Here is a 22,691-nt window from a genome sequence, read left to right as displayed (position 1 = left end):
TGGGAACATTGCGGGCGTTCCGACGTTGGCCGATCAGCAGCAGATCACAAGGGGGTGCACCACGGCGCGTATCGCACGAGGCAGCGGCGCCCCCCACGGCGCGTCTGGGGCCGCTTCTGACGCGCAATCCGTGGTGTTACTCGACGGCACAGCAAGTCACCCCCGGGAGTTGCTGGGCAACAAGGGCCACGGCATCGAGATGATGCGCCGGCACGGTCTGCCGGTGCCACCCGCGTTCTGCATCACCACCGAGGTGGGCCTGCGCTATTTGGCCGATCCGCGGGCGGCGATGGACTCGATCTGGGACGACGTGCTCGACCGGATGAGCTGGCTGGAGGCACAGACCTCACGCACGTTCGGCCGGGGCCCACGCCCCTTGCTGGTCAGCGTGCGGTCGGGGGCCACCCAATCGATGCCGGGCATGATGGACACGATCCTGGACCTCGGCATGAACGACGACGTCGAGCGCGCACTGACCGCCGCCGGTGCCGCCGCCTTCGCCCACGACACCCGCCGGCGGTTCGAAAGCATGTACCGGCGCATCGTCGGCCTTAACGAACTCCGAGACGAACACCAAGCGGCGCCCGCCGATCCCTACGCGCAGCTACGCGCCGGCATCGAGGCGGTGTTCGCCTCGTGGAACTCGCCCCGCGCGGTCGCCTACCGCGCCCACTCCGGCGCCGACGACCGCAGCGGCACCGCGGTCGTCGTCCAAGCGATGGTGTTCGGCAACAGCGGCCCCAACTCCGGTGCGGGAGTTCTTATTTCGCGCAGCCCCATCACCGGTGACAACGCGCCCTTCGGCGAATGGCTGCCCGGTGGGCAGGGCGATGACGTGGTCTCGGGTTCGGTGGACGTCGAGCCGATCACCGCCCTGCGCGACGAGCAGCCGGCCGTGTACGACGAATTGATGGACGCCGCGCGCAGGTTGGAGCGACTCGGCTCCGACGTCCAAGAGATCGAGTTCACCGTCGAGCAGGGCAAGCTGTGGCTGCTGCAGACACGGGACGCGGAGCGCTCGGCGCAGGCCGCGGTCCGACTGGCGCTGCAGCTACGCCACGAGGGACTCATCGACGACGCCGAGACGCTGCGCCGGGTGACCCCCGCCCACGTGCGGACGCTGCTGCAGCCCGCCCTGCAGCCCGAAATACGTTTCGCCGCACGGCTCTTGGCCAAGGGGTTACCCGCCTGCCCGGGGGTCGCGTCGGGCAAGGCATACACCGACGTCGACGAGGCACTCGATGCCACGGAACGCGGCGAGCCGGTGATCCTGGTCCGCGACCACACCAGGCCGGAGGACGTGTCGGGGATGCTGGCAGCGCAGGGGATCGTCACCGAGGTCGGCGGCGCCGCCAGCCACGCCGCGGTGGTCAGTCGCGAACTCGGACGGGTGGCCGTGGTGGGTTGCGGCCAGGGTGTCGCCGCGTCGCTGGCCGGCAGGCTGATCACCGTCGACGGCGCCGAAGGCGAAGTGCGCGAGGGCATTCTGAGCCTGTCCGCATGGTCGGAAAGCGACACACCCGAACTGCGGGAGCTGGCCGACATCGCGCGGCGACTCAGCCCGCTGCGCGCCCACACCTCCGGTGACCACCCGCGGCTGGGCGACACCACGCCGGCCGCCGTCGCGATGGCCATGAACGACGGGCACACCGACGTCGTCTCCGCCACCCCGCTGATCGTCATGCTGACCGCGCTGCGCCTGGCGAGCGGGACCACCTCATGACCGAATTGGGCGTGCTGCAGGCGGTTCGGCTGAAGGGCCGGGTGCGCCCCGCCGACCTGGCCACGACATTGGACGCCGAGCTCGCCCAAGTGACGGCGGTCGTCGAACGGCTCACCGCGGCGGGCCTGCTCGCCAACGGCGCGACGGTGCGGATCACCCCCAGCGGGCGGGACAGGCTCGCATCGCTCCTCGACGAGGAACGCCGGCACGCGGACCACTCCGCGCTCGCAGCCGCCTACGCCGACTTTCGCCCGGTCAACGCCGATTTCAAGGCGGTGGTCACGGATTGGCAGCTCAAGGGCGGCCCGGGTGGCAGCCCCAACGCGCACGACGACGCGGAATACGACGCGGCAGTGCTGGCCCGGCTCGACGATGTGCACGCGCGGGTGCTGCCGATCATCGATGCGGCCGCAGCCCAGCTGCCGCGGCTGGCCGCCTACTCGGCGAAACTGGCTGTGGCGCTGGGGAAAGCGCACGCCGGCGAGACGGCCTGGCTGACCCGGCCGCTCATCGACTCCTACCACACGGTGTGGTTCGAACTGCACGAGGAGCTGATCTCCGCCGTGGGCCTGACGCGGGAGGAAGCGGCCAGATCCGGCGACGCGCAATAGCTACAGCGCCGCGTCCAGGAGCCGCAGGTAGGCGTCGACGTCGGTAACGGCCGACTCCGCCGCATGCACGCTGATCGCGATGGTGTCGCCGATGCCGTGCACGCCGTGCGTCAGCCCCATTACCGGCGACAGCGCCGGGTAGCCGGCCGTCAGGACCACCCGGGCGCCCCCGAAGGCCAGGTCGGCCGTTCCGCGGTGAACGCTGGACACCACCGTGTTGCCGGACACCTGCGACGGACGGACGTCGGCGTCGAACTGTGCTATGCCCCAACGCAATAGTGGTGCGGGCACGGCCGCGAAAGCCCGGTCGGCGTAACGCGTCGCCGGATGAGCGAAGCGACGCCGGCCATTGGCCAGCTCCGCGGCGATCCGCTCGGCGCGGGCATCCGATCCCAGCTTCGGGTACAGCCCGACGACGACGTTGCCGAAGTGGTTGTGTGCATGCGGTACACCGGGTTTGGCCATGGGGACCTCGGCGCCCAGCGTATCGGCGACATCGCCCAGCAGGCTGGACAGCGCGGTGGACACCGCGCTCAGCACGCCCACGGTGACCGTGGGGCCGCGCAGCTGATCGCGACGTCGCACCAGCGTGCGCACCGAGCGGGCCGCCCCGGGACGCGTGTTCGTCGGCAGCAGGGGTCGAGGACCGGGCCCGGGGGCCAGGAGCCCGGCACGGGTGTCGCGCTGGAGCTCGCGGTGGGCTCGGGCCGCCTGGGCCGCTCGCCACGGCAAGAATCCGCTCCGCAGCCGTCGGACCGCGGGCACGGGAGCGGGCCGACCGAACAGCCAGGCCGCCATCGCCGACGCCCGCGCCCCGTCGGCCAGCGCGTGCGCGACCTGCATGACCGTCACGCTGCCCGGGCCGGTCACGCCGGGGATGCCCAGCACCGGGGTGAAGACGTGCACCCGCCAGGGTGTGCGGTGCACGTTGAGCTGGTCGTCGGCGAGCGCGACGACCGCCGCCAGGCAGCCGGCCCAGGTCTGGTCGTCGAGGTCGTGGCGGACCACCCGCTCCGGTGTAACGGTCGCCGGCACCCACTTCGGGTAGGTCAGCGGGTTTCCGTCGCGCACCCGCGTCGTCAGCGCCGGGCAGGCGCGCGCCCGGCCGCAGAGGTGCTCGACGGCGGCAAGGTAGTCCGCGGGTTCGCCGTCGAAGGCGTACAGCAAGAACTCGTCGCTGGGGATCTTGGCCGACATCCAATAGAACTGCGCATCGACGGCGGCCATCCGCTGCGCGGGCATTCAGCCGGGCGAGCCGATGAACCCGAGCACCAGGTCGGCGACCTTGTCGGGCTGTTCGAGCTGCAGGAAGTGTCCCGCGTGTTCGACGATGGCCACCTCGCTGCCCGGCGGCAACACCTTCTCCGCCCAGCGGGCGAAAGCCGGTGTCATGCAGCCGTCATCGCGGCCATGCAGGTACAGGCACGGCCACACGGGCTCTTGGGTCCACAGCTCGTTCAGCTCGGTATACTGCGCGGGCGGCCGGGTGTTGCGGATCGTGGCGCGGTAGGGGCCCAGCGCCGCCCGCCAGCTCTCCGGCGTCCCGATCGCGGCGTCGACGTGGCGCAGGTCCTCGTCGGCGCGGTACCCCGGCGACCACCGCCGCCACAGCAGCGGCAGCACCCAGGACGCGGAATGCTCTGGCAGCCAGGGCAATTGGAAGTACATGATGTACCAGCTGCGCAGCAGTTGACGCGCCAGGTGCGCGGCCAGTCGACCCCGCTCGGCGGCGCCGGCCTTGCGACGGAAGGACGCCGAGGGCGGCACCGACATGATCACCGCCTTGGTGAACGGGCTGTCGGGCATGGCGGCCAGACCGGTGGTGGCGATCGCCCCCCAGTCGTGGCCGATCACCACGTCACGGTCGGTGCCGCCCGCCGCCGAGCGCGCCCGCAGTGCGTCGTCCATCATCGCGCCGACGTGGTAGCTGCCGTCGGAGGGAATGGACGACGGCGCGTACCCGCGCATGAAGGGCGCCACCACCCGCCAGCCCGCCCCGACGAGCGGCGGGGCGATCCTGCGAAATCCGTAGGGGGTGTCCGGGAAGCCGTGCAGGCACAAGGCGATGGGGGCATCGCGTGGCCCCCAGGTGAGTGCCTTCAGGTTCCCAGCCGGGCTGGGCACGTCGATCCAGCCTGGTTCACCCATATTGACTCCCTGCTCGGCGCGTCCGCAGGGACCAACCTAACGCGTGCGGGTCGAATACGCACCGACCACATGCCACAAGCGGTCAAATTGCCAATGCGGCAAGGGGTTTCGCTATACCTGGGCGGCGGCTCGGTCCAGGTCGTCGATGACGATCTTTCGCATGCCATACATCGCCTGAGTGGCCGCCGCGGCGCGGGCCCGATCGGGATCTCCGATCAACTCGTAGAGCCGGTCCGGGATGATCTGCCAGCTCAGGCCGAAGCGGTCTTTGCACCAGCCGCACTGCGACTCCTCGCCGCCATCGGTCAACCGGTCCCAGTAGTAGTCGACCTCGTCCTGATCCTTGCAGTGGATGGTGAAGGACACCGCCTCGTCGAACCGGAAGTGCGGGCCGCCGTTGATGCCGATGAAGCGGGTGCCGTCGAGAACGAAACTGCCGGACAGGACGGTGCCCGGTTCGCCGGGACCGGCCTCCGTGGTCAGGTTGAAGCCCTCTATGTGCGAGTTGGGGAAGATCGAGGTGTAGAACCTCGCCGCCTCCTCCAAGTCGTGGTCGAACCACAACGACGGGGTGATCGATGGCATTGGCCGCGGCCTCCTTGTTTCACTCGTGGTGTTGTCACCGGATAGACCCCGGCGGAGCCGGAAACTCACCGCGCCGTCGACCCGGCGAAAGGTGCATATACGCGCTATGTAACGTCAGGTCGCATGAGCACCGTCACCAGCAGCCCCGAGACGGTCGAGTTTTCCGGCGCAGGCGGGATCACCCTGGTCGCCGACGAATGGAATCGCGGGACCGACGGCGCGGGCCGGCCCAGCGTCCTGATGCTGCACGGCGGCGGGCAGAACCGCCATTCCTGGAAGAACACCGGCCAAACCCTCGCCGACGAGGGCCTGCACGTCGTGGCGCTCGACAGCCGCGGGCACGGCGACAGCGACCGCGCGCCCAACGCCGACTACGACGTCGAGACCCTCACGGCCGACGTCCTGCGGGTGATCGAGGCGATCGGGCGGCCGGTGATGATCATCGGCGCGAGCATGGGCGGACTGACCGGCATCCTCGCCGCCCACCGGGCGGGGCCGGCGGTGGTGACCCGACTGGTCCTCGTCGACGTGGTGCCCCGATTCGAGAAGGGCGGCAGCGCCCGCATCCGCGATTTCATGATCAGCGGCCTCGACGGGTTCGACTCGCTGGAGGAGGCCGCCGACGCGGTGGCCGCTTATCTCCCGTACCGGGACAAGCCGCGCAGCCCCGAGGGGCTGAAGAAGAACCTGCGCCTGCGCGACGGCCGCTGGTACTGGCACTGGGACCCGGCGTTCATGACCAAGCCCGGGGACGATCCCGAACTGCGCACGGAGAAGTTCGAACAGGCCGCCAAGAACCTGTCGATTCCCGTGCTGTTGATCCGCGGAAAGCTCTCCGACGTCGTCAGCCCCGAAGGAGTTCGGCACTTCCTGGCCAGCGTTCCGCGCGCGGAGTTCGTGGAGCTGCCCAAAGCCGGGCACACCGCGGCCGGCGACGACAACGACGCGTTCAGCGACGCCGTGGTCAAGTTCGTCAAACGCCACTGAATCAGCCGCCACAGTCAGTGGCGGTACCGGTCTAGTTCGCCGGCTTCTCGGCGTGCCCGCCGAACTGCTTGCGCATCGCCGACAGCGCCTTGTTGGCGAAGTCGTCGAGTGAACGCGACGCGAAACGGGACTGCAGCGCGGTCGTCAGCACCGGCGACGGGACGCCCTCGTCGATCGCCGCGATGGCGGTCCAGCGACCCTCCCCCGAGTCCGACACCCGTCCGGAGAACTCCTTGAGGTCGGGCGAGTCGTGCAGCGCGATCGCGGTCAGGTCGAGCAGCCAGGAACCGATGACGCTGCCGCGCCGCCACACCTCGGCGACCTCGGGGATGTCGAAGTCGTATTGGTAGAACTCCGGATTCGAAAGCGGCGCCGTTTCGGCGTCACCCTGCTGCACGTGCTTGCCGATGTCGGCGTTGCGCAGGATGTTGAGCCCCTCGGCGAGCGAGGCCATCATGCCGTACTCGATGCCGTTGTGCACCATCTTGACGAAGTGCCCGGCGCCGGACGGACCGCAGTGCAGATAGCCCTGCTCCGACCGGGCGACCTCGCCGTCGCGCCCCGGTGTGCGGGGCGCGGCGTCCACGCCCGGTGCGACGGTGGCGAAGATCGGCTCCGCGTGCAGGAAGGCCTCGTCGTCACCGCCGATCATCAGGCAGTAGCCGCGTTCCCGGCCCCACACGCCGCCGCTGGTGCCACAGTCGAGTAGGTGAATGCCCTTGTCGGACAGGGTTTTTGCGTGGCGGATGTCGTCGCGGTAGTACGAGTTGCCGCCATCGATGACGATGTCGCCGGACTCCAGCGTGTTGGCCAGCTCCTCGATGACCCCGGTCGTGATGGTCCCGGCCGGCACCATCACCCAGACGACCCGGGGAGCGGTCAGCTTTTCGGCGAGCTCTTTCACCGACGACACGCCGGTGGTCCGCTCCTCCCCCGCCATCGCCTTGACCGCGTCGGGGTTGTGGTCGTAGACCACGCATTCGTGTCCGTCCTTGGCGACGCGGCGGACGATGTTGGCACCCATCCGGCCAAGGCCGATCATCCCGAGCTGCATCTCTTCCTGTTCTCCTTACTGTGACGACGTCTGCTTGGGCAGCCACGGCTCCTGCCAGCTGCGGTGACCGTGCAGCAGCGACTGCGCGGCGTCGGGTCCCCAGGAGCCCGGATCGTAGTGATGGATCCGGCCCGGCTTGTCCAGCACGGGCTGCACGATCCGCCACGTCTCTTCGATGGCGTCTTCCCGGGCGAACAGCTGGCGGTCCCCGGTGAGCGCGGCGTACAGCAGCCGCTCGTAGGGCCGCACGGCCTCGCCGAGATCCTCGGCGAACGAGGAGTCCAGGTGGACGTCGTGCCACGCGTCGCCGACTTGGGCGGACAGCTGCAGCCGCATCCCGGGATCGGGGTCGATGCGGAGCACGATCTGATTGGGTTCGGGCGGCCGGCGGTTGGGCAGGAACGAAAACCCGGGAACGTGGTGGAGGAACATCCGGACCTCGGTGACCTTCTCCGGCAGTGCCTTGCCGGCGCGCAGGAAGATCGGCACGCCGGCCCAGCGCCAGTTGTCGATCTCGGTCCGCAGCGCGATGTAGGTCTCGGTCTGGGAATCCTTGGCCACCCCGTCGACGTCGGTGTAGCCGCGGTACTGACCTCGCACGCAGCGCTCGGGATCCAGCGCAGGCATCGCCCGGAACACCTCGGCCTTCTTGTCGTTCAGGTCATCCGCGCTGGGCCCGACGGGGGGCTCCATCGCGACCAGCGCGAGCACCTGCAGCAGATGGTTCTGCACGACGTCACGCAGCGCGCCGACCGCGTCGTAGAACTTGCCGCGGTCCTCGATGCCGAAGTCCTCGGCCATGGTGATGTGGATTTCGGAAACGCTGTCGCGGTCCCACAGCTTGGCCAGGCCGTTGTTGGCGAACCGCAGGTACTGCAGTTCTTCGACGGGTTGCTTGCCCAGGAAATGGTCGACCCGCAGGATCTGGTTCTCGTCGAGTACCGCGCGCAGCCGGGTGTTGAGGTCGCGCGCCGAGGCCAGGTCGTGGCCGAAGGGCTTCTCCACGGCGACGCGCGCGCACTCCAACAGGTCGGCCTTGGCGAGGTTTTCCACGATCGGCGCGAACAACGACGGCGGCATCTCCAGGTAGTACAGCGGCCGGGAGTCCTTGCCGATCTCCTTGGCGAGCCGCCCGTAGAGCTCTTCGTCGGTGACGTCGCCGTGCAGATACGACAGCCGGTCGGCGAGCCGGTCGAACACGGCATCGTCGAACTCCTCGCCCGAGGCCTTGACGGCCTCGCGGGCCCGGTCGACCAGCTTCTCGAGGGGGATGTCGTCACTGGCCACGCCGATGATCGGGACGTCGAGCAGCTTGCGCGCCTCGAGGCGGTACAGGGCGCGGTAGGTCATCTTGCGGGCCAGATCGCCGGTAATACCGAAGATCACCAGCAGATTCGAAGAACTATCACCGTCGGCCAAGACGCGCACCTCCCTTGAGATTCGCTACCCGCGGCGGCCCGAGCTCAACCCTAGACATTGCATTTGGGCCCGACAACCTGAAGTTAATGCGGCCTTGGCAGGATGCTTGCGTGGGTGATGCGCTGCATGTCACGGCCTACGTGCTGGCCGGCGTCGCCGCGGTCGAAGCCGTCGCACTCGCCGTGCTGGCGCGGCTGCTGGTGCGCAGCCGCCAGGAGATCGAGGAGTTGCGGCACCAGACCGACACCCGCAATCAGCTGCTGTCGGGTGGGCGCGAGGCCGTCAAAAGGGTGTGGAACACCGCAAACCTGCTGCGCAAAGAAGGCTTCGGCGCCGTCGTGCGCAGTTCGATCGAAGAGCTCGCCGACTGGGCGGAAGTGGAGCGTCCGGACCTGGCGCGGGTCACGCCCGACGGCCGGGTGGTGATCCTGTTCTCCGACATCGAGGAATCCACCGCCCTCAACGAACGCATCGGCGACCGCGCCTGGGTCAAGCTCATTGCGGCGCATGACAAGCTCGTGTCGGACCTCGTACAGCGGCGCTCCGGGCATGTGGTGAAGAGCCAGGGCGACGGCTTCATGATCGCCTTCGCCCGCGCCGACCAGGCGGTGCGGTGCGGCATCGACTTGCAGCGCGCGCTACGCAAGGACGCAAAACGCAAGAGGCACGAGGAGATTCGGGTGCGGATCGGCATCCACATGGGTCGCTCGGTGCGCCGCGGCGACGATCTGTTCGGCCGCAACGTCGCGATGGCGGCGCGGGTGGCGGCACAGGCAACCGGTGGCGAGATCCTGGTGAGTCAACCGGTGCGAGACGCCCTGTCCGACTGCGACGACATCCACTTCGACGACGGGCGCGACGTCGTACTCAAGGGTTTTTCGGGTGATTACCGGTTGTTCGCCGTCGAGGCCCCGGCCGATCCGGATCGGGACTGAAAGCCCTCGGCGTCGTACTCGGCCAGCCGCTGATGCAGGCGGGACCGGACCTCGTCCGCGGTGTAGGCGCGCCGTTTCCGTTCGTCGCGAACCACCAGCGCGCCTCCGGCGACGACGCCGGCGACGCCGGCCAGCCCGAGCCACTTCCACACACTGCGCATGACCCCAGAGTATTCGCGCTGTGATTAACTTGTGTGCTCTTGCAACGCCGAACGGGCTCAAGCAGGAACTGCCGCATCGAAACCCTTCGCGACGAAGTCGCCGTCATCACCGGGGGTACCGGATCTCCCGGACACCCGATCGAAAGGCGGACCCAATGGCTGACCCCCGCGCCGAAGGCCTGAGCGTGTTCAGGGACATGGTGCCCGGCCTGATCCCGGACGACGCCACCACGCTGCGCGACGGCGGCATCGCCGACGAACTCCTCGAGTTGGGCGTCGACCACGTCTTCGGCGCGCTGTGGGCCCGGCCCGGGCTGGATCGACGCTCCCGCAGCCTGGTGACGCTCGGCGCGCTCATCGCCCTGCGGGCCACCGACGAATTGAAATCTCATTTCAAGATCGGGTTGCGCAACGGGCTGAGCATCACCGAGATCGAAGAGGTGGTCTACCACATGGCGGGCTACGCCGGCTATCCCGCCGCCAATGCGGCGCAGAGAGCCGCCCGGGAAGCCCTCGCCGACTCATGATGCTGGCCCTGCATCAGGCGCTGAATGAGACGCGCACCGGCGATCTCTGGCTGTTTCGCGGCCGCTCGCGGCCCGACCGCGCGATTCAGACGTTGACGAACGCGCCGGTGAATCACGTGGGTATGACGGTGGCCATCGACGACCTGCCGCCGCTGATCTGGCACGCCGAGCTGGGCGACAAGCTGGTCGACATGTGGACCGGAACCAACCACCGCGGTGTGCAACTCAACGATCTGCACCAGGCCGTCCTGCAGTGGACGCAGCGCTACGACCAACGGTGCTGGCTGCGCCAGCTGACGCCCAACCCGACCCGCGAACAGGAGAACAAGCTGCTGCGGGTGATCGCACGGATGGACGGCACCGCGTTTCCCACCACCGCTCGGCTGACGGGCCGCTGGTTCCGCGGCCGGCTCCCGACCATCAACGACTGGGTGCGCGGAATCCCGTTGGTGGACAACAAGGTTCGAGAGCAAACCCGACGCCGGCGCGAAGAACGCAAGATGAGCCTTTCGACGGCCTATTGCGCGGAGACGGTGGCCATCACTTATGAGGAAATGGGATTGCTCGACACGGACAAGAACACGAATTGGTTCGATCCGGGCAAGTTCTGGAGCGGCGACACGCTTCCGCTGGCTCCCGGCTATCGGCTGGGCGACGAAATCACGGTCACCGTAAGCGAAGTCGGCTAGTCGACCGACATCTCCCCCATCTCCGACCAGCCCGACGCGTCGATCGTCTGGTTGATGATCTTCGGGGTCGACTTCAGGGCCTGCGGTAGCTCCCGCATCGCCCGCTGGAAGTGATCGCTGTTGACGTGGACGCCGCCCGCCTCAGCGTCACGGAAGGCCTCCACCAACACGTACTCGGCCGGATTGTCGAGGCTGCGCGACCACTCGAACCAGAGGTTACCTTCCTCGGCGCGGGTGGCGGCTGTGAACGAGGTGACGAGCTCTGGCCAGCGGTCCGTCCACTCGGGCTTGGTCTCGAACTTGACGACGATGAAGATCATTGCCGATTCCCGCCTAGGTTCGTCCTCAAGGTTGGGCCCGCTCGATCCCGGCGAGCAGGGCCAGCATATCCGCCGACCGTCGACGCCGGCTGCGGCCTCGCCGTCAGCAAAGTGTGCCCCGGGCATCTTATTCGACACCCGGGGCACACTTTCGCATTGATTCCGTGCAAATCGTTCGCGACCGATCCGACGCGCGGCGTGGTCCATCTCACAAACCTTGCACGAACCGATCCATTTCACTCGGCTACCGGTTCCGCACTATCCACGTGTCTTATACACGTCAAATAACGCGACAATAGGCAGAGACCTTTACGAATCGAATTCGTTAGGAATTCGCAATTCCGGGATCGCCGGGCGGCGGCAATTCGGGCGCCGGGGGGGCCGGTGGTGCGGGCGGCGCGGGAGCCGTGGCATCGACCAGGACGGACGGCGCCTCCGGCGGTGGCGGCGGCGCGTCCGGGGGCGGGGGCGGCGCGTCCGGAGGCGGGGGCAGAGCACCCTCGCCATCCGGTGGCATCGGCAGGAACATGTGGTGGGTGAAGCCGGCCTGGTAGGCGCCCGCGCCCCCGACGTGCACGCCACCGCGCTCACCACTGGACACCGGCGTCCCGTCGGGCAGCGTCGCGGCCGTGTGGCCGCCGTTCCACCCGATCACGAGGGCATTGGGGGCGGTTCCGTATTGAAACCCGCGCGCCAACAAGGCCGCCTCTTCATTCCCGGTGTTGAACCGGTTTCCGAAGACCGGCCTGTCGGACGCCGCGTTGGCAACCCACGAAACGAGGCCCGAGCAATCCGTCCCGGCGGGAGAATCTCCACCCGGAATATAGGGCGTCCCGGAGACCTGATTGATCAATGACATCAATGTTGCAAGAACTACCATGGCCGGCGACGCTAGCAATGACAGTTATTGTTCACCAAAAATTGTGGCGCAGCTCATTCGCAAACAGGATAATGGCCTTCGCCGCACTTCAGCAAATGCGGCGCGGCGCCTTGGGCCCGCTACCAGCAAACTATTGCACTCACTTGTAGTCGAGCCCGCGCTCGGTTTCGGACGTCTCCCGGTCGATGCTGGCCTGGTCTCGCTTGACACGGGCTTCCCCGCGGGTCACTCGGTCGGATTCGCGGCCCAATCGCTCACGCTCGCGCTCTGCGGCCGTGCCCTCGCGCTCATCCGCCACCCGCTCGCGCTCATCCGCCGCCCGCTCGCGGTCGTCCGCGATTCGGTCGCGCTGGTCGGCGACCCGATCTCGTCTTCCCGCCAGCCACTCGCGCCTTCTGACCTCGGCCTCGCGGTCTTCGAGCCCCTCCTCGCGCTCATCGAGCGCGGCGGCCCGGCGTTCGAGTTCTTCCGGCGTGTCCGGGCAGTCGTCGGTGACCACAGACAACCTTAACACCGGGCGGGCCACCGCGCACCGGTGACTACTCGCCGTTTACCGCCCGGGCCACGTCACCTGACCGAGTGCCGTTTACCGGGGTCGAAACCCCTTGTACCGCAGTCATACTCCGAACTTCGCACGCGCCTCGGCCGTGACGGGAGTGAACAGGTTGACGAGGTTTCCATCCGGATCGCGTAGCAGCACTGCCCGGTTGCCCCACGGCATGGTGGTCGGCGCCGTGACGACCTCCGGGACGCGCCGGTGCAGCCGGTCGTATTCCGCGTCGACGTCGTCCACCATGAACTCGACGATCACGCTGCGGTTGGCCGCGGGTTCGGCGGATCCGGCCGCGAACAGCGGCACGGTCTTGTCGCTGCCGATGGCCAGCGTGCCCGCCGACGTCGGAATCTCGGCGAAAAGCTCGTTGGCCCATACCGCGGGAACCTCGGTGACCGTCTCATAGAAATCGACGAGCCGGCTGACGTCGGCGGTGATGATGCGGGTGGAAACGAAGTTCATGGCGCCCTCCTGACTGCGTGGCGTGCACGCTTGTGCGACGAGGGCATGCTACGGAGCACCTCCGACAAGGAGGTGGCCCTTTCGTGCTGGCCTTAGACCGGGGTCCAGATGCCGTGGTTCCAGAAGCCCCAGTTGCCGGCGCCGGTCGGGTTCCACATCAGCTGAGCCCCGGGCGCCCACGTCGGCGGGGGTGGTGGCGGCGGCGCCCATGCCGGCGGGGGGCCCCACGGCCCGGCGCCCGCCGGGAAGCTCTGCCCCGCGTGACCTTGCCAGTCGTGGCACTGGTTCCAGTCCCAGTTGTAGACGTTGCCCCAGCTCGGGTCCCAGGGATTGCCCGGGCACCAATGAGAGGCCGGCGCCGCGTGGCCGATTCCCCCCGTCAACCCGAAGGCGGACAACGCCAACGCGCAACCCACAATGATCTTCGTAGACCGGGGGGACCAGTTCATGGCATCCGATCATATCGGGCGGGCAGGGTCCGCCTTGCCTGCCAGGCGACGCCCGGGACCGTGTTGGCCAGGTCCGGCCGGCTCTTGGTGAGGGCGCGAATCGCGCGATAGAACGACCAAAGTTGCCGCGGGGTAGGGATTTTCGGTATCCACGCCAGCTCCCAGTGAATGCCGTTGATCGGGTCGTCGAAGAACACTGCGTAGTAGCCGGGCCAGTACTGCGGATACTCTTTCGGCTCATCGGTAACGGGAACACCCCGGTCCAGCAGAAACCCGCGATGGAAGCGGTCGACCTCTCCCCGGCTCCGCGCCCACAGCGCGATGTGGTTGATGCCGACCGCTTGGTCGTGGTGGGAAAGCTTCGCCCCGGTGCGGGCGGGCTGGATACCGATGTAGCTGTGCGGGTTCACATGCCGCGTCATGTAATACGTCGACTCGTATTCCATGTTGAGCGACGAAAAGCTGCTGTACCCGAGCCAGCCGAACAACGCGTCGTAGAACGCGATCGAGTCGTCGTAGTCGAGCACGGCGAACTCGACGTGACACACACCCCGCCACCGCATCAGGCTTTCTCCCGTATCTGCCGACCAGCCACGTTGAAGCTGAACTTCACCGGCGAACGGAACCATCCGCGCCCATGAGGTCTCATCATCTGTTCACAGCCGAGAGTGCGGCGACTACGCGCGCCGTACTGTAGAGCCGCACCCCGATACGGGCGAGATCGGCAAGCCTCTCATCGCTGGTCTGCGACACCGCATCGGTGGCAAGTGCTGTTCGAAAGTCGCGCTCGCTGGCATCGAACAATGTCGCGCGCGGGCAGTTCGGTAGGTTGCACCCGGCGACGAGCACCGTGTCGCAGCCCTCCCCGTGCAGCCACTCCTCGAGCTGAGTGCGATGAAATGCGCTCCAGCGAGGCTTGAACAGGATCACCTCTCTGCTCCCGACGTGCTGTAGGCGTCCCTCAGCAAGAAGCGCCGAATCGAGAGAAACCGCAGGTGGCAGGACCCCATCGGCCGGCTCAGCGCCGCTCGAACCCGGCACGACGAGCCGGGCACCTTCCTCCACGGCTCGACGTCGAGGAAGGTCCACGTCCGATCCGCCCGGCTCATAGAGACGGACAACGTGAACGATGGGCCGCCCCGCCGACCGAAAAGCTCGGGCCAGCTCTATGACATTCGGAACGACGGATGACGTGCCGGGCACGGGAGAGGCACCCTCATCGAGGAAATCCCGTTGGAGGTCAATCACCACGAGCGCCGCTGCGCCCCAATGCGGCTCGGTGTAATCATCCATGATTTGCCTCCGACGCCCTCGGGATCGGCCACCCATTCGTCAACTTCATCGTCGCAGATGCAGAACGGCCGCCCGACACCCTGTCGAACCGGAACTCCGCCGGATCCCGTCGGCGGCCGCCCCAACCAACTGGGTGGGTGCGTGGTTACATGTATCAGCCTGGCCGCCTGACCCCCAAAGTCGGCGACGCAGGTTCAGTCCAGTCACCTTCGCCTGTCGAAGTTCAGGAGAAATCATGGCCGATGCCGATGCCGCAGCGATCCGAGCGACGCGAGGCAACTGGATCAGCGAGCACCTCGACACCTACTTGGCCTCCGGTGGCGCACGGGGCCACATCATGGATGTGAGTGCGGTCGGTGGCCGCGAGATGACGACGCATTGCCTGATCAGGTGCGTGGGCCGGAAGTCGGGGAAGGTATATGTCAGGCCATTGATCTACGGCAATTTCGGTGGCGAGGTCGTGATCGTCGCGTCAAAGGGGGCGCCGATGCGCATCCCGGGTGGTATCTGAATCTCCTGGAGAGCGACACGATCGGCGTGCAGATCGCAACCCAAGCATTCGAGGCGACGTGGCGGGAACCCGAAGGCGAAGAGCGCCATCAAGTCTGGGCATACATGGCGCACCTGTACCCGCCGTACATCACGTATCAGCAGTCGACCAGCCGCCAAATCCCGCTGGTGATGTTGACGCTCGGACGGCCGATCGACGTCTTCACCGCGGACAGTTCCTCAACCGCCTAACGAGCTGCGGCTTCGCTCTAGACGGTGAACCGGAACTCCACCAGATCGCGTCAGCGATAAACGTCACGCCGGTGTGCGATGTGGATGATTCTGACGACCACGTGGTCCTCGAAAACCCGATATATGACTCGGAACTCGCCGCGCCGAGCCGAATACCGACCCTCAAGCTGACCACGAAGTGGCTTACCAACGCGGTAGGGATTTTCGGCTAGCGGTCCTCGGATGAATTCCCAACACGCGACGGCGACGGATTCGGGGAGCGATTCGGTGAGCGCCCGTTTCGCAGCTGCGGTCAGTTCAATTCGGTAGCTCAACGTGGGAGCCGGCCGGTGGCGCGCATCTCCTCGGTCACTTCGTCCAGCGTGAAGATCTCGTCATCCTGCTCAGCCGCTCGAACCTCGCGCATCAAATCCGAGTCGCTGAGGATGGCCAGCGTTTCCATGATCGAGTCATAGTCTTCGGCACTCAGGATCACCGCAGCACGGCGCCCCTGTCGAGTCACTTCGATGCGTTGGTGCGTGCGCACCGCCTCATCGACGAGTTTGGAGAGGTTTGCGCGGACCTCGGCGAGCGGCAGCGTCGTCATGTACAGAATTCTAGCGTGATGCGTTACGCCCGAATAGCCGTCGCGAGGGTTCTGTGGATCCAGACGACTTCGACCTCGAGTGCATTCACTGATTCGGTGCTTCAATCATCGGCGTGGCAGGCAGAGCGCCGAACGTTTGGATAAGGCCCTACTGGGATGAGTTCTTGGAAGACGGACACTCCGCCAGGAGCGTCGACCCTGCGTCGTCACGCCGCGCATATCAGCACTGGCACTTAGCCGAGGAACTATCACAAACAGTCGCCCCAAACGACATAGTCCGAGGCACGATTGTGCAAAAGCTCTGGAATGCAGTCGATTCGAGAGTGCGCCTACTGCATGAGCTGTATCAACTCCGACAACTTGCCCGGACTCTCGGATGGGAGTCGGACAAACCAAATCTTCTCGAAATTCTTGCGCGCCTTGGACTCGTACGACCACTTGCACTCCAACAGCTGCAAGCAATTCGAAACTCGGTAGAGCACGCTGACCGCGGAGCGCCAGCCCACGACGCGTGCCTCAATTTTGTCGACATCGTGTGGTATTTCTTGCGCTCAACCGACCTCTTCGCCTCTCGCGTCATCACCAGCTTCGGTCTGGCTGGCGGACACAGCGACGGCGCTGGCGAGAATCCCTATTTCGCCTCGTTCGATTTCGAAGACCGCAACTGGCTGCCCGAGTTTCACGGGCGGTTACCTTCGACGGACGTAAGTGAGCTCATGTCAGACGAGGCACTACCTATTCGGCTGGAAAACCTACGAGAAATCGATGCCGACACTATTTATGTCACGGGACAGGTCGTGCCGCCGACGCCCATGCTCTTCGACCTCGTCCGGCGCTATTTCTTGGTAGACCTTCCGGATCACTTCCGGCCAGTGGACGACCTCTCGCGTCGGTAATTAGCGATTTAGGTCATACGTTGAACCTGAACTCCACCGCATTAAGTCACCGAGCAACGTCTCGGCGAGACAGGTAGCGCAGGTGAACGGTGCCGTCGTCGAAAAGGCTATGCCCGGCGAGAATCAGATCCTGGCGCACACCGTCAGGTAGAGCACGTAGGCCTCCGCCCACCATCTTCGGCACCACGAAGAACTGGAACTCGTCGATCAGGCCAGCCCGGATCGCAGCGGCCGCGGTGGTGGGCCCGAAGATCTCGACTACGCCCTCGGCCTGCGCGACGATCCGCTTCAATTCGGCCAAGCGCAGATCGGGTACCAGGCGGACACGGTCCGACTCGATCCCCTCGTGCGTCAGCGTCGACGAAACCACCACTTTGTGGATGCCTCGCCAGCGCTGGGCGAACTCCCGTTCCGCCGCGGCCCACTCTTCGTCCGCTGGATCGGTCTCCCAGTACTGCATCAGCGCGTAAGTCTTCCGCCCTAACACTTCGGTCGACACCTCAGCCATGCGGTCGACATGCGCGGCGAACACCGGATCGCTCGGTGCCGACCACTGGAAGTCGCCGCTGCCGTCGGCAACGTAGCCGTCGAGAGAGACCGTCGCGGTGTAACAGAGGGTTCCCACGGTATTAAGGACCTCCGCGATCGACAGAACTCATCGAGCCTTAGACGTTGAACCGGAACTCCACCACGTCGCCGTCGGCCATGACGTAGTCCTTGCCCTCCATCCGGACCTTGCCGGCCGCCTTGGCCGCCGCCATGGAACCGGCGGCGACCAGGTCGTCAAAGGACACGATCTCGGCCTTGATGAAGCCCTTTTCGAAATCGGTGTGGATCACCCCGGCCGCCTTCGGCGCGGTGTCGCCCTGGTGAATCACCCACGCCCGCGCCTCTTTTGGGCCCGCGGTCAGGTACGTCTGCAGCTTGAGGGTGTGAAAGCCGGCGCGGGCCAGCGCGTCGAGACCGCGTTCGCTCTGCCCGATCGATTCCAGCAGTTCGGCCGCCGACTCGTCGTCGAGCTCGTTCAGCTCGGCTTCGATGGCCGCGTCCAAGAACACCGCGTCGGCCGGCGCCACCAGCTGCCGCAGCTCGGCGACCCGCGCCGCGTCGGTCAGCACCGCCTCGTCGGCGTTGAAGACGTACAGAAACGGTTTGGTGGTCAATAGGTTCAGCTCCCGCAGCAGCGACGCGTCCACCCCGGCACCGAACAGCGTCTTGCCGCCGTTCAAGGTCTCCTGGGCTGCGACGGCCGCGTCGTACACCGGCCGGCGTTCCTTATTGGTGCGAGCCTCTTTTTCCAGCCGCGGCAGGGCACGCTCGAGCGTCTGCAGGTCGGCCAGGATGAGCTCGGTCTCGACGACCTCGATATCCGACCTCGGATCCACCTCACCGGCCACGTGGGTCACGTCGTCGTCGGAGAACACCCTGACCACCTGACAGATGGCGTCGCATTCGCGGATGTGGGCCAGGAACTTGTTGCCCAGGCCCGCGCCCTCGGACGCGCCCTTGACCAGGCCGGCGATGTCGACGAACGTCACCGGCGCCGGGACGGTGCGCTCGGAGCCGAACAGCTCGGCCAGCTTGTCCAGGCGCGGATCGGGCAGCGGAACGACGCCCTCGTTCGGTTCGATCGTCGCGAACGGATAGTTGGCCGCCACCACGTCGTTGTGGGTCAGCGCGTTGAACAGAGTCGACTTACCGACGTTGGGCAGACCCACGATTCCCAGGCTCAGGCTCACAGGGACCCAAGTCTAGGGGTCGGCGGCGGCGCGGGCCGCCATGGACCTTTCGCGGGCCGCTCACGAGTAGGGCCATGGCACGCCCGGGATCGCTACGAGGTATTTACGGGGCTTTCGGCCCATTGCCGGTACGGTCTACATGTGTCAGGACAGCGGCCGAAGTCGGCGGTGGAGCCATCCCACCGTTCGATCCACCCGAATATCCCAGGTATCCCGTGGTATGCCGCCCTGCTCCTCGCCGTCACCGCCACCGCGATCGGTTACGGAATCGACGCCGGCCACAAGGAGCTGACCCATGTCTTCGCCGGCTTCTATATAGCCGGCTGCGTGGCCGCGGTGCTGGCGGTGCGCCAGGACGGGCTGTTCACCGCGATCATCCAGCCCCCGCTGATACTTTTCTGCGCGGTGCCCGGCGCCTACTGGTTGTTCCACGACGCCAAAGTCGGCCATCTCAAGGACCTGCTGATCAACTGCGGCTATCCGCTCATCGAACGCTTCCCACTGATGCTGGGAACCGCCGGCGTCGTGCTGCTGATCGGGCTGGTCAGGTGGTATTTCGGGATGTCGCAGCGGACGACCGCCGACCCGAAGACCTCCGACGACGCCGAGTCCGCCGACGTGAAGTCCGTGGTCAGCGGGATCATCGCCAAACTGCGCGACATGTGGCATCCGGAGTCCGACGCCGAGGACGCCGACGACGCGGCCCCCGCCCGGGCGCGGCGCGACCGCGGGGCCGGCAGCTCGTCCCGCGCCCGCCGCACGGCGCGCAGCGACCGGTCCGCCGCGCGTTCCGCCCGAGCCCGTTCCCGGCATTCCCGGGAACCGCTGGACGACGGGGCCGAACCCGGCGAACGGCGCTCGAGCCGGAGAAGCTCGGCGACCGCCCGGGACTACGACGCCGCGGAACCGCCCCGGCGCGCGCGGCGCCGCCCCAGGCCGGACGCGGATTCGGATCCGCGCGGCCAATCGCCCCGGGAAGGCCGACGGGAACCGCGCACCCGCCGCAGCCCCTACGAGCGGCCCGCGCCGCGGAGCAGCCGATTCGACGGCTATGAGCCGTACGACCCGCCCGGGGCCTCGGAGCACTTCGGTCGGTATGACAGCTACGACCGCTATGAACCGACGTATGAGCCGAGGCGGCGCCGCCCCGCCGCGAACGGCAACAACGGGACGCATCACCCCATCTCGCAGGTCCGCTACCGGGGGGCCGGCGCGGCGGACGAGCCGGCGGCCGATCGACGCCCGGAGCGCCGCAACCGCTCACGGACGTATGGGCGGCCGCAGCGGCCCCCGACGGAATCCTGGGAATACGACGCCTGAGCGCCCAGCGCGGCTACAGCAGTGACCGGATCTCGCGCGGCAGCGCGAACACCAGGGTTTCCTGGGCCGTGGTGACCGGCTGCACCACGTCGAAGCCGTAGTCGGCGAGCCGCTCGAGGACACCACGCACCAAGACCTCGGGGACGGAGGCGCCGGAGGTCACGCCCACGGTGGTCACCCCGTCCAACCAGGCGGGGTCGATGTCGTCGGCCCAGTCCACCAGGTGGGCGGCCCCTGCCCCGCCGCCCAGGGCCACCTCGACCAGCCGCACGGAGTTCGACGAATTCTGCGAGCCGACGACGATCACCAGCTGGCACTCCGGGGCCATCGCCTTGACGGCGACCTGCCGGTTCTGGGTGGCATAGCAAATGTCGTCGCTGGGCGGGTCCTGCAACTTCGGGAACCGTTGCCGCAGCCGGTCGACGATCTCCATGGTCTCGTCGACCGACAGCGTGGTCTGCGACAGCCAGACCACCTTGTTCTCGTCCCGGACCGTCACGTTGTCGACCGCGGCGACCCCGTCCACCAGCTGCACGTGGTCGGGCGCTTCCCCGGAGGTCCCGATGACCTCTTCGTGGCCCTCGTGCCCGATCAGCAGGATGTCGTAGTCGTTGCGGGCGAACCGGCGCGCCTCGTTGTGCACCTTGGTCACCAGCGGGCAGGTGGCGTCGATGGTCTTCAGGTTGCGTGCGGCGGCCGCGGCGTACACCGTCGGCGCGACCCCGTGCGCGGAGAACACCACGATGGACCCCTCGGGCACCTCGTCGGTCTCCTCGACGAACACGGCGCCGGCCTTTTCCAGCGTGCTCACCACGTGCCGGTTGTGCACGATCTCGTGGCGCACATACACCGGTGCGCCGTGCTTCTCCAGCGCGCGTTCGACCGTCTCGACGGCCCTGTCCACCCCCGCGCAATAGCCACGCGGCTCGGCCAGAAGCACTCGCTTGCGGGCTGGATCGGTGGCTACCGAGCTGGACGCACCGGGAATTCCCATGTCGACAGTCGGCGGCATGACACCCAGGGTACGTTCCGCGGACACGGGGTCGCCAGCTCGCGCCGGCGCGCTTGGAGTTAGCCGCCGCTTGAGGCAGTCTTGGTCCCATGGCTCACGCACCGTATGGAGTTCGGCTGCTGGTCGGCGCGGCGACAGTCGCCGTCGAGGAGACGCTGAAGCTGCCGAAGACCATCCTCATGTACCCGATGACGTTGGCCAGTCAGGCGGCGCACCTGGTGATGGTTTTTCAGCAGAACCTGGCCGAGCTGGTGATCAAGGGCGACAGCACCCTGGAGAGCATCTTCCCGCCGAAGGACGAGCAGCCGGAATGGGCGACCTTCGACGAGGACCTGCCCGATGCGGTAGAAGCGCCCGGCACCGAGCCCGGTGCCGGCGAAGGCGATCGCCGAACCGAGGGCCGGTTCGCGTTGTACTCGCTCGCCGACGCCGCGTCCGATGCGGCCCCGTTGAAGCAGGGCAGGAAATCCGAGGACACGCCGGCGGCTCCGCAACCGTCGGTGGTGACCGAGCTGGATTACGCGACGCTGACGCTGGCGCAGCTGCGGGCGCGCCTGCAGTCGCTGAGCGTCGACGAACTCGAAGCCCTGCTGGCCTACGAGCAGGCCACCAAGGCCCGCGCTCCGTTCCAGACCCTGCTGGCCAACAGGATCACCCGCGCGAACGCGAAGTGACCCCGGCCGCACATTCCGAACCCAACTCCGCCGAGAACCCGTTTCCGGTGCGCGCGGTGGCCATTCGCGTCGCCGGCTGGATCGACAAGCTCGGCACCGTGTGGGTCGAGGGGCAGCTGGCCCAGATCAGCGCGCGGCCCGATTCCAAGACGGTGTTCATGGTGTTGCGTGACCCGGCCGCCGACATGTCGCTGAGCGTGACCTGTTCGCGCGACCTGGTGGCCAACGCGCCGGTGAAGCTGACCGAGGGCACGCAGGTGGTGGTCTGCGGCAAGCCGTCGTTCTACACCGGCCGGGGCACCTTCTCGTTGCGGCTGTCCGAGATTCGTGCCGTCGGCGTGGGCGAGCTGCTGGCCCGCATCGATCGGCTGCGCCGGCTGCTGGACGCCGAAGGGCTCTTCGACCCCCGGCTCAAGCGGCCAATCCCCTTCCTGCCCAACATGATCGGGCTGATCACCGGGCGGGCCAGCGCCGCCGAACGCGATGTGACGACCGTGGCAACCGGACGCTGGCCCGGGGTGCGCTTCGCCGTGCGTAACACCGCGGTCCAGGGCCCCAACGCGGTGGCGCAGATCGTCGAGGCGCTCTACGAACTCGACCGCCACGTCGAGGTCGACGTCATCGTGGTGGCCCGGGGCGGCGGCAGCGTCGAGGACCTGCTGCCGTTCTCCGACGAGACGCTGTGCCGCGCCATCGCCGCCTGCCGCACCCCGGTGATCAGCGCGGTCGGTCACGAACCCGACAACCCGCTGTGTGACCTGGTGGCCGATGTGCGCGCCGCCACCCCCACCGACGCGGCGAAGAAGGTGGTGCCCGACACCGCCGCCGAGCAGCGCCTGATCGACGACCTGCGCCGGCGAAGCGCGCAGGCCCTGCGCAACTGGGTGTCTCGCGAACAGCGCGCCCTGGCCCAGGTCCGCAGCCGGC

30 protein-coding genes are annotated in these 22,691 nt (G+C 67.4%); 12 read left to right on the top strand and 18 right to left on the bottom strand.

Features of this window, described 5'->3' with window-relative positions; all coding sequences use genetic code 11:
• Positions 1-70: 70 nt before the first annotated feature.
• On the top strand, positions 71-1,723 hold the full coding sequence (locus A9X04_RS21190; protein ID WP_231985789.1) for a pyruvate, phosphate dikinase: 1,653 nt from the start codon (positions 71-73) through the stop codon (positions 1,721-1,723).
• Positions 1,720-2,334 carry a winged helix DNA-binding protein gene (locus tag A9X04_RS21185; RefSeq protein ID WP_067924620.1) on the top strand — a complete coding sequence of 205 codons (615 nt, stop codon included), beginning with the start codon at positions 1,720-1,722 and terminating at the stop codon, positions 2,332-2,334. The genes A9X04_RS21190 and A9X04_RS21185 overlap by 4 nt, the downstream gene beginning before the upstream one ends.
• Here A9X04_RS21185 and A9X04_RS21180 read toward each other — a convergent pair whose 3' ends face one another.
• The 3 genes from A9X04_RS21180 to A9X04_RS21170 all read right to left on the bottom strand — a co-directional run bounded on the left by A9X04_RS21180 (position 2,335) and on the right by A9X04_RS21170 (position 5,067).
• A complete protein-coding gene (locus tag A9X04_RS21180; RefSeq protein WP_067924619.1) occupies positions 2,335-3,576 on the bottom strand; it encodes a WS/DGAT domain-containing protein in 1,242 nt (413 codons plus the stop codon).
• Complete coding sequence (locus tag A9X04_RS21175) at positions 3,577-4,482, bottom strand: alpha/beta fold hydrolase (RefSeq protein WP_067924618.1); 906 nt, start codon at positions 4,480-4,482, stop codon at positions 3,577-3,579. It abuts the gene before it with no gap.
• Positions 4,483-4,593: 111 nt separating this feature from the next.
• Positions 4,594-5,067 carry a VOC family protein gene (locus tag A9X04_RS21170; protein ID WP_067924616.1) on the bottom strand — a complete coding sequence of 158 codons (474 nt, stop codon included), beginning with the start codon at positions 5,065-5,067 and terminating at the stop codon, positions 4,594-4,596.
• Positions 5,068-5,190: 123 nt separating this feature from the next.
• Between A9X04_RS21170 and A9X04_RS21165 the strand changes: the two genes are divergently transcribed.
• A complete protein-coding gene (locus tag A9X04_RS21165; protein WP_067924613.1) occupies positions 5,191-6,054 on the top strand; it encodes an alpha/beta fold hydrolase in 864 nt (287 codons plus the stop codon).
• Between the two features lie 31 nt (positions 6,055-6,085).
• Here A9X04_RS21165 and gnd read toward each other — a convergent pair whose 3' ends face one another.
• Together gnd and A9X04_RS21155 are read right to left on the bottom strand one after the other, a co-directional pair.
• Positions 6,086-7,108: a phosphogluconate dehydrogenase (NAD(+)-dependent, decarboxylating) gene (gene gnd / locus A9X04_RS21160; protein WP_067924610.1), complete on the bottom strand. Its 1,023-nt coding sequence runs from the start codon at positions 7,106-7,108 to the stop codon at positions 6,086-6,088.
• Positions 7,109-7,123: 15 nt separating this feature from the next.
• The gene (locus A9X04_RS21155) at positions 7,124-8,527 is read right to left on the bottom strand and encodes a glucose-6-phosphate dehydrogenase (protein WP_067924692.1); all 1,404 of its coding nucleotides are present in this window, start codon (positions 8,525-8,527) and stop codon (positions 7,124-7,126) included.
• Positions 8,528-8,637: 110 nt separating this feature from the next.
• Between A9X04_RS21155 and A9X04_RS21150 the strand changes: the two genes are divergently transcribed.
• Positions 8,638-9,462, top strand: coding sequence for an adenylate/guanylate cyclase domain-containing protein (locus tag A9X04_RS21150; protein ID WP_369828987.1), 825 nt, complete (start codon positions 8,638-8,640; stop codon positions 9,460-9,462).
• On the opposite strand, the gene A9X04_RS21145 is transcribed toward A9X04_RS21150, so the two are convergent.
• Complete coding sequence (locus A9X04_RS21145) at positions 9,414-9,623, bottom strand: hypothetical protein (protein WP_067924603.1); 210 nt, start codon at positions 9,621-9,623, stop codon at positions 9,414-9,416. The two genes, A9X04_RS21150 and A9X04_RS21145, sit on opposite strands and share 49 nt — an antisense overlap.
• Positions 9,624-9,778: 155 nt before the next feature.
• On the opposite strand from A9X04_RS21145, the gene A9X04_RS21140 reads away from it, so the two are divergent.
• A complete protein-coding gene (locus A9X04_RS21140) occupies positions 9,779-10,150 on the top strand; it encodes a carboxymuconolactone decarboxylase family protein (protein ID WP_067924601.1) in 372 nt (123 codons plus the stop codon).
• On the top strand, positions 10,150-10,839 hold the full coding sequence (locus A9X04_RS21135) for a guanylate cyclase (protein ID WP_067924689.1): 690 nt from the start codon (positions 10,150-10,152) through the stop codon (positions 10,837-10,839). Before A9X04_RS21140 ends, A9X04_RS21135 begins: the two co-directional genes overlap by 1 nt.
• Here A9X04_RS21135 and A9X04_RS21130 read toward each other — a convergent pair.
• The 7 genes from A9X04_RS21130 to A9X04_RS21105 form a co-directional block, all read right to left on the bottom strand.
• Entirely contained in the window at positions 10,836-11,159 is a 324-nt protein-coding gene (locus A9X04_RS21130; RefSeq protein ID WP_067924598.1) for a putative quinol monooxygenase, read from the bottom strand. The genes A9X04_RS21135 and A9X04_RS21130 overlap by 4 nt on opposite strands.
• A gap of 325 nt (positions 11,160-11,484) precedes the next feature.
• A complete protein-coding gene (locus A9X04_RS21125) occupies positions 11,485-12,039 on the bottom strand; it encodes a glycoside hydrolase (RefSeq protein WP_067924595.1) in 555 nt (184 codons plus the stop codon).
• Between the two features lie 139 nt (positions 12,040-12,178).
• Complete coding sequence (locus A9X04_RS21120) at positions 12,179-12,538, bottom strand: hypothetical protein (protein WP_067924592.1); 360 nt, start codon at positions 12,536-12,538, stop codon at positions 12,179-12,181.
• Between the two features lie 117 nt (positions 12,539-12,655).
• Entirely contained in the window at positions 12,656-13,054 is a 399-nt protein-coding gene (locus tag A9X04_RS21115) for a VOC family protein (RefSeq protein ID WP_067924590.1), read from the bottom strand.
• A 92-nt stretch (positions 13,055-13,146) separates the two neighbouring features.
• A complete protein-coding gene (locus tag A9X04_RS29930) occupies positions 13,147-13,503 on the bottom strand; it encodes a hypothetical protein (RefSeq protein WP_197509267.1) in 357 nt (118 codons plus the stop codon).
• A complete protein-coding gene (locus A9X04_RS21110) occupies positions 13,500-14,066 on the bottom strand; it encodes a VOC family protein (RefSeq protein WP_067924588.1) in 567 nt (188 codons plus the stop codon). Before A9X04_RS21110 ends, A9X04_RS29930 begins: the two co-directional genes overlap by 4 nt.
• Before the next feature lie 85 nt (positions 14,067-14,151).
• Positions 14,152-14,796: a cysteine hydrolase family protein gene (locus A9X04_RS21105; protein WP_082975145.1), complete on the bottom strand. Its 645-nt coding sequence runs from the start codon at positions 14,794-14,796 to the stop codon at positions 14,152-14,154.
• Positions 14,797-15,031: 235 nt separating this feature from the next.
• Here A9X04_RS21105 and A9X04_RS31675 point away from each other — a divergent pair, with 235 nt between their 5' ends.
• Complete coding sequence (locus A9X04_RS31675; protein WP_231985785.1) at positions 15,032-15,307, top strand: nitroreductase/quinone reductase family protein; 276 nt, start codon at positions 15,032-15,034, stop codon at positions 15,305-15,307.
• A gap of 26 nt (positions 15,308-15,333) precedes the next feature.
• Positions 15,334-15,537 carry a nitroreductase/quinone reductase family protein gene (locus A9X04_RS32410; protein WP_369828986.1) on the top strand — a complete coding sequence of 68 codons (204 nt, stop codon included), beginning with the start codon at positions 15,334-15,336 and terminating at the stop codon, positions 15,535-15,537.
• A 50-nt stretch (positions 15,538-15,587) separates the two neighbouring features.
• On the opposite strand, the gene A9X04_RS29925 is transcribed toward A9X04_RS32410, so the two are convergent.
• Positions 15,588-15,851 carry a type II toxin-antitoxin system RelE/ParE family toxin gene (locus A9X04_RS29925; RefSeq protein ID WP_082962333.1) on the bottom strand — a complete coding sequence of 88 codons (264 nt, stop codon included), beginning with the start codon at positions 15,849-15,851 and terminating at the stop codon, positions 15,588-15,590.
• Positions 15,848-16,123 carry a type II toxin-antitoxin system Phd/YefM family antitoxin gene (locus A9X04_RS21095; protein ID WP_067924575.1) on the bottom strand — a complete coding sequence of 92 codons (276 nt, stop codon included), beginning with the start codon at positions 16,121-16,123 and terminating at the stop codon, positions 15,848-15,850. Before A9X04_RS21095 ends, A9X04_RS29925 begins: the two co-directional genes overlap by 4 nt.
• 533 nt (positions 16,124-16,656) lie before the next feature.
• Here A9X04_RS21095 and A9X04_RS21090 point away from each other — a divergent pair.
• On the top strand, positions 16,657-17,019 hold the full coding sequence (locus tag A9X04_RS21090; protein ID WP_067924572.1) for a hypothetical protein: 363 nt from the start codon (positions 16,657-16,659) through the stop codon (positions 17,017-17,019).
• 46 nt (positions 17,020-17,065) lie between these two features.
• On the opposite strand, the gene A9X04_RS21085 is transcribed toward A9X04_RS21090, so the two are convergent.
• On the bottom strand, positions 17,066-17,644 hold the full coding sequence (locus A9X04_RS21085; RefSeq protein ID WP_067924570.1) for a dihydrofolate reductase family protein: 579 nt from the start codon (positions 17,642-17,644) through the stop codon (positions 17,066-17,068).
• Positions 17,645-17,684: 40 nt separating this feature from the next.
• On the bottom strand, positions 17,685-18,758 hold the full coding sequence (gene ychF, locus A9X04_RS21080; RefSeq protein ID WP_067924566.1) for a redox-regulated ATPase YchF: 1,074 nt from the start codon (positions 18,756-18,758) through the stop codon (positions 17,685-17,687).
• 141 nt (positions 18,759-18,899) lie between these two features.
• Between ychF and A9X04_RS21075 the strand changes: the two genes are divergently transcribed.
• On the top strand, positions 18,900-20,078 hold the full coding sequence (locus A9X04_RS21075; RefSeq protein ID WP_197509266.1) for a DUF6542 domain-containing protein: 1,179 nt from the start codon (positions 18,900-18,902) through the stop codon (positions 20,076-20,078).
• A 13-nt stretch (positions 20,079-20,091) separates the two neighbouring features.
• On the opposite strand, the gene A9X04_RS21070 is transcribed toward A9X04_RS21075, so the two are convergent.
• Complete coding sequence (locus tag A9X04_RS21070) at positions 20,092-21,090, bottom strand: 4-hydroxy-3-methylbut-2-enyl diphosphate reductase (protein WP_067924564.1); 999 nt, start codon at positions 21,088-21,090, stop codon at positions 20,092-20,094.
• An 89-nt stretch (positions 21,091-21,179) separates the two neighbouring features.
• Here A9X04_RS21070 and A9X04_RS21065 point away from each other — a divergent pair, with 89 nt between their 5' ends.
• Both A9X04_RS21065 and xseA read left to right on the top strand, forming a co-directional pair.
• On the top strand, positions 21,180-21,764 hold the full coding sequence (locus tag A9X04_RS21065) for a lipid droplet-associated protein (protein ID WP_067924561.1): 585 nt from the start codon (positions 21,180-21,182) through the stop codon (positions 21,762-21,764).
• The coding region (xseA, locus tag A9X04_RS21060; RefSeq protein WP_067924558.1) for an exodeoxyribonuclease VII large subunit at positions 21,761-22,691 on the top strand (931 nt) is incomplete at its 3' end. The genes A9X04_RS21065 and xseA, both read left to right, overlap by 4 nt.

Source organism: Mycobacterium sp. E3247 (genome assembly GCF_001667785.1).
Classification (GTDB): Bacteria; Actinomycetota; Actinomycetes; order Mycobacteriales; family Mycobacteriaceae; genus Mycobacterium.
This window is presented reverse-complemented; position numbering and strand designations above follow the sequence as displayed.

Bases quoted from the DNA above. Each gene is read 5' to 3' on its own strand.
- A9X04_RS21185 (WP_067924620.1), top strand. From the start codon at position 1,720: ATGACCGAATTGGGCGTGCTGCAGGCGGTTCGGCTGAAGGGCCGGGTG.
- A9X04_RS21180 (WP_067924619.1), bottom strand. From the start codon at position 3,576: ATGCCCGCGCAGCGGATGGCCGCCGTCGATGCGCAGTTCTATTGGATG.
- A9X04_RS21175 (WP_067924618.1), bottom strand. From the start codon at position 4,482: ATGGGTGAACCAGGCTGGATCGACGTGCCCAGCCCGGCTGGGAACCTG.
- A9X04_RS21170 (WP_067924616.1), bottom strand. From the start codon at position 5,067: ATGCCATCGATCACCCCGTCGTTGTGGTTCGACCACGACTTGGAGGAG.
- A9X04_RS21165 (WP_067924613.1), top strand. From the start codon at position 5,191: ATGAGCACCGTCACCAGCAGCCCCGAGACGGTCGAGTTTTCCGGCGCA.
- gnd (WP_067924610.1), bottom strand. From the start codon at position 7,108: ATGCAGCTCGGGATGATCGGCCTTGGCCGGATGGGTGCCAACATCGTC.
- A9X04_RS21145 (WP_067924603.1), bottom strand. From the start codon at position 9,623: ATGCGCAGTGTGTGGAAGTGGCTCGGGCTGGCCGGCGTCGCCGGCGTC.
- A9X04_RS21140 (WP_067924601.1), top strand. From the start codon at position 9,779: ATGGCTGACCCCCGCGCCGAAGGCCTGAGCGTGTTCAGGGACATGGTG.
- A9X04_RS21135 (WP_067924689.1), top strand. From the start codon at position 10,150: ATGCTGGCCCTGCATCAGGCGCTGAATGAGACGCGCACCGGCGATCTC.
- A9X04_RS21130 (WP_067924598.1), bottom strand. From the start codon at position 11,159: ATGATCTTCATCGTCGTCAAGTTCGAGACCAAGCCCGAGTGGACGGAC.
- A9X04_RS21125 (WP_067924595.1), bottom strand. From the start codon at position 12,039: ATGGTAGTTCTTGCAACATTGATGTCATTGATCAATCAGGTCTCCGGG.
- A9X04_RS21115 (WP_067924590.1), bottom strand. From the start codon at position 13,054: ATGAACTTCGTTTCCACCCGCATCATCACCGCCGACGTCAGCCGGCTC.
- A9X04_RS29930 (WP_197509267.1), bottom strand. From the start codon at position 13,503: ATGAACTGGTCCCCCCGGTCTACGAAGATCATTGTGGGTTGCGCGTTG.
- A9X04_RS21110 (WP_067924588.1), bottom strand. From the start codon at position 14,066: ATGCGGTGGCGGGGTGTGTGTCACGTCGAGTTCGCCGTGCTCGACTAC.
- A9X04_RS21105 (WP_082975145.1), bottom strand. From the start codon at position 14,796: ATGGATGATTACACCGAGCCGCATTGGGGCGCAGCGGCGCTCGTGGTG.
- A9X04_RS31675 (WP_231985785.1), top strand. From the start codon at position 15,032: ATGGCCGATGCCGATGCCGCAGCGATCCGAGCGACGCGAGGCAACTGG.
- A9X04_RS21095 (WP_067924575.1), bottom strand. From the start codon at position 16,123: ATGACGACGCTGCCGCTCGCCGAGGTCCGCGCAAACCTCTCCAAACTC.
- A9X04_RS21070 (WP_067924564.1), bottom strand. From the start codon at position 21,090: ATGCCGCCGACTGTCGACATGGGAATTCCCGGTGCGTCCAGCTCGGTA.
- A9X04_RS21065 (WP_067924561.1), top strand. From the start codon at position 21,180: ATGGCTCACGCACCGTATGGAGTTCGGCTGCTGGTCGGCGCGGCGACA.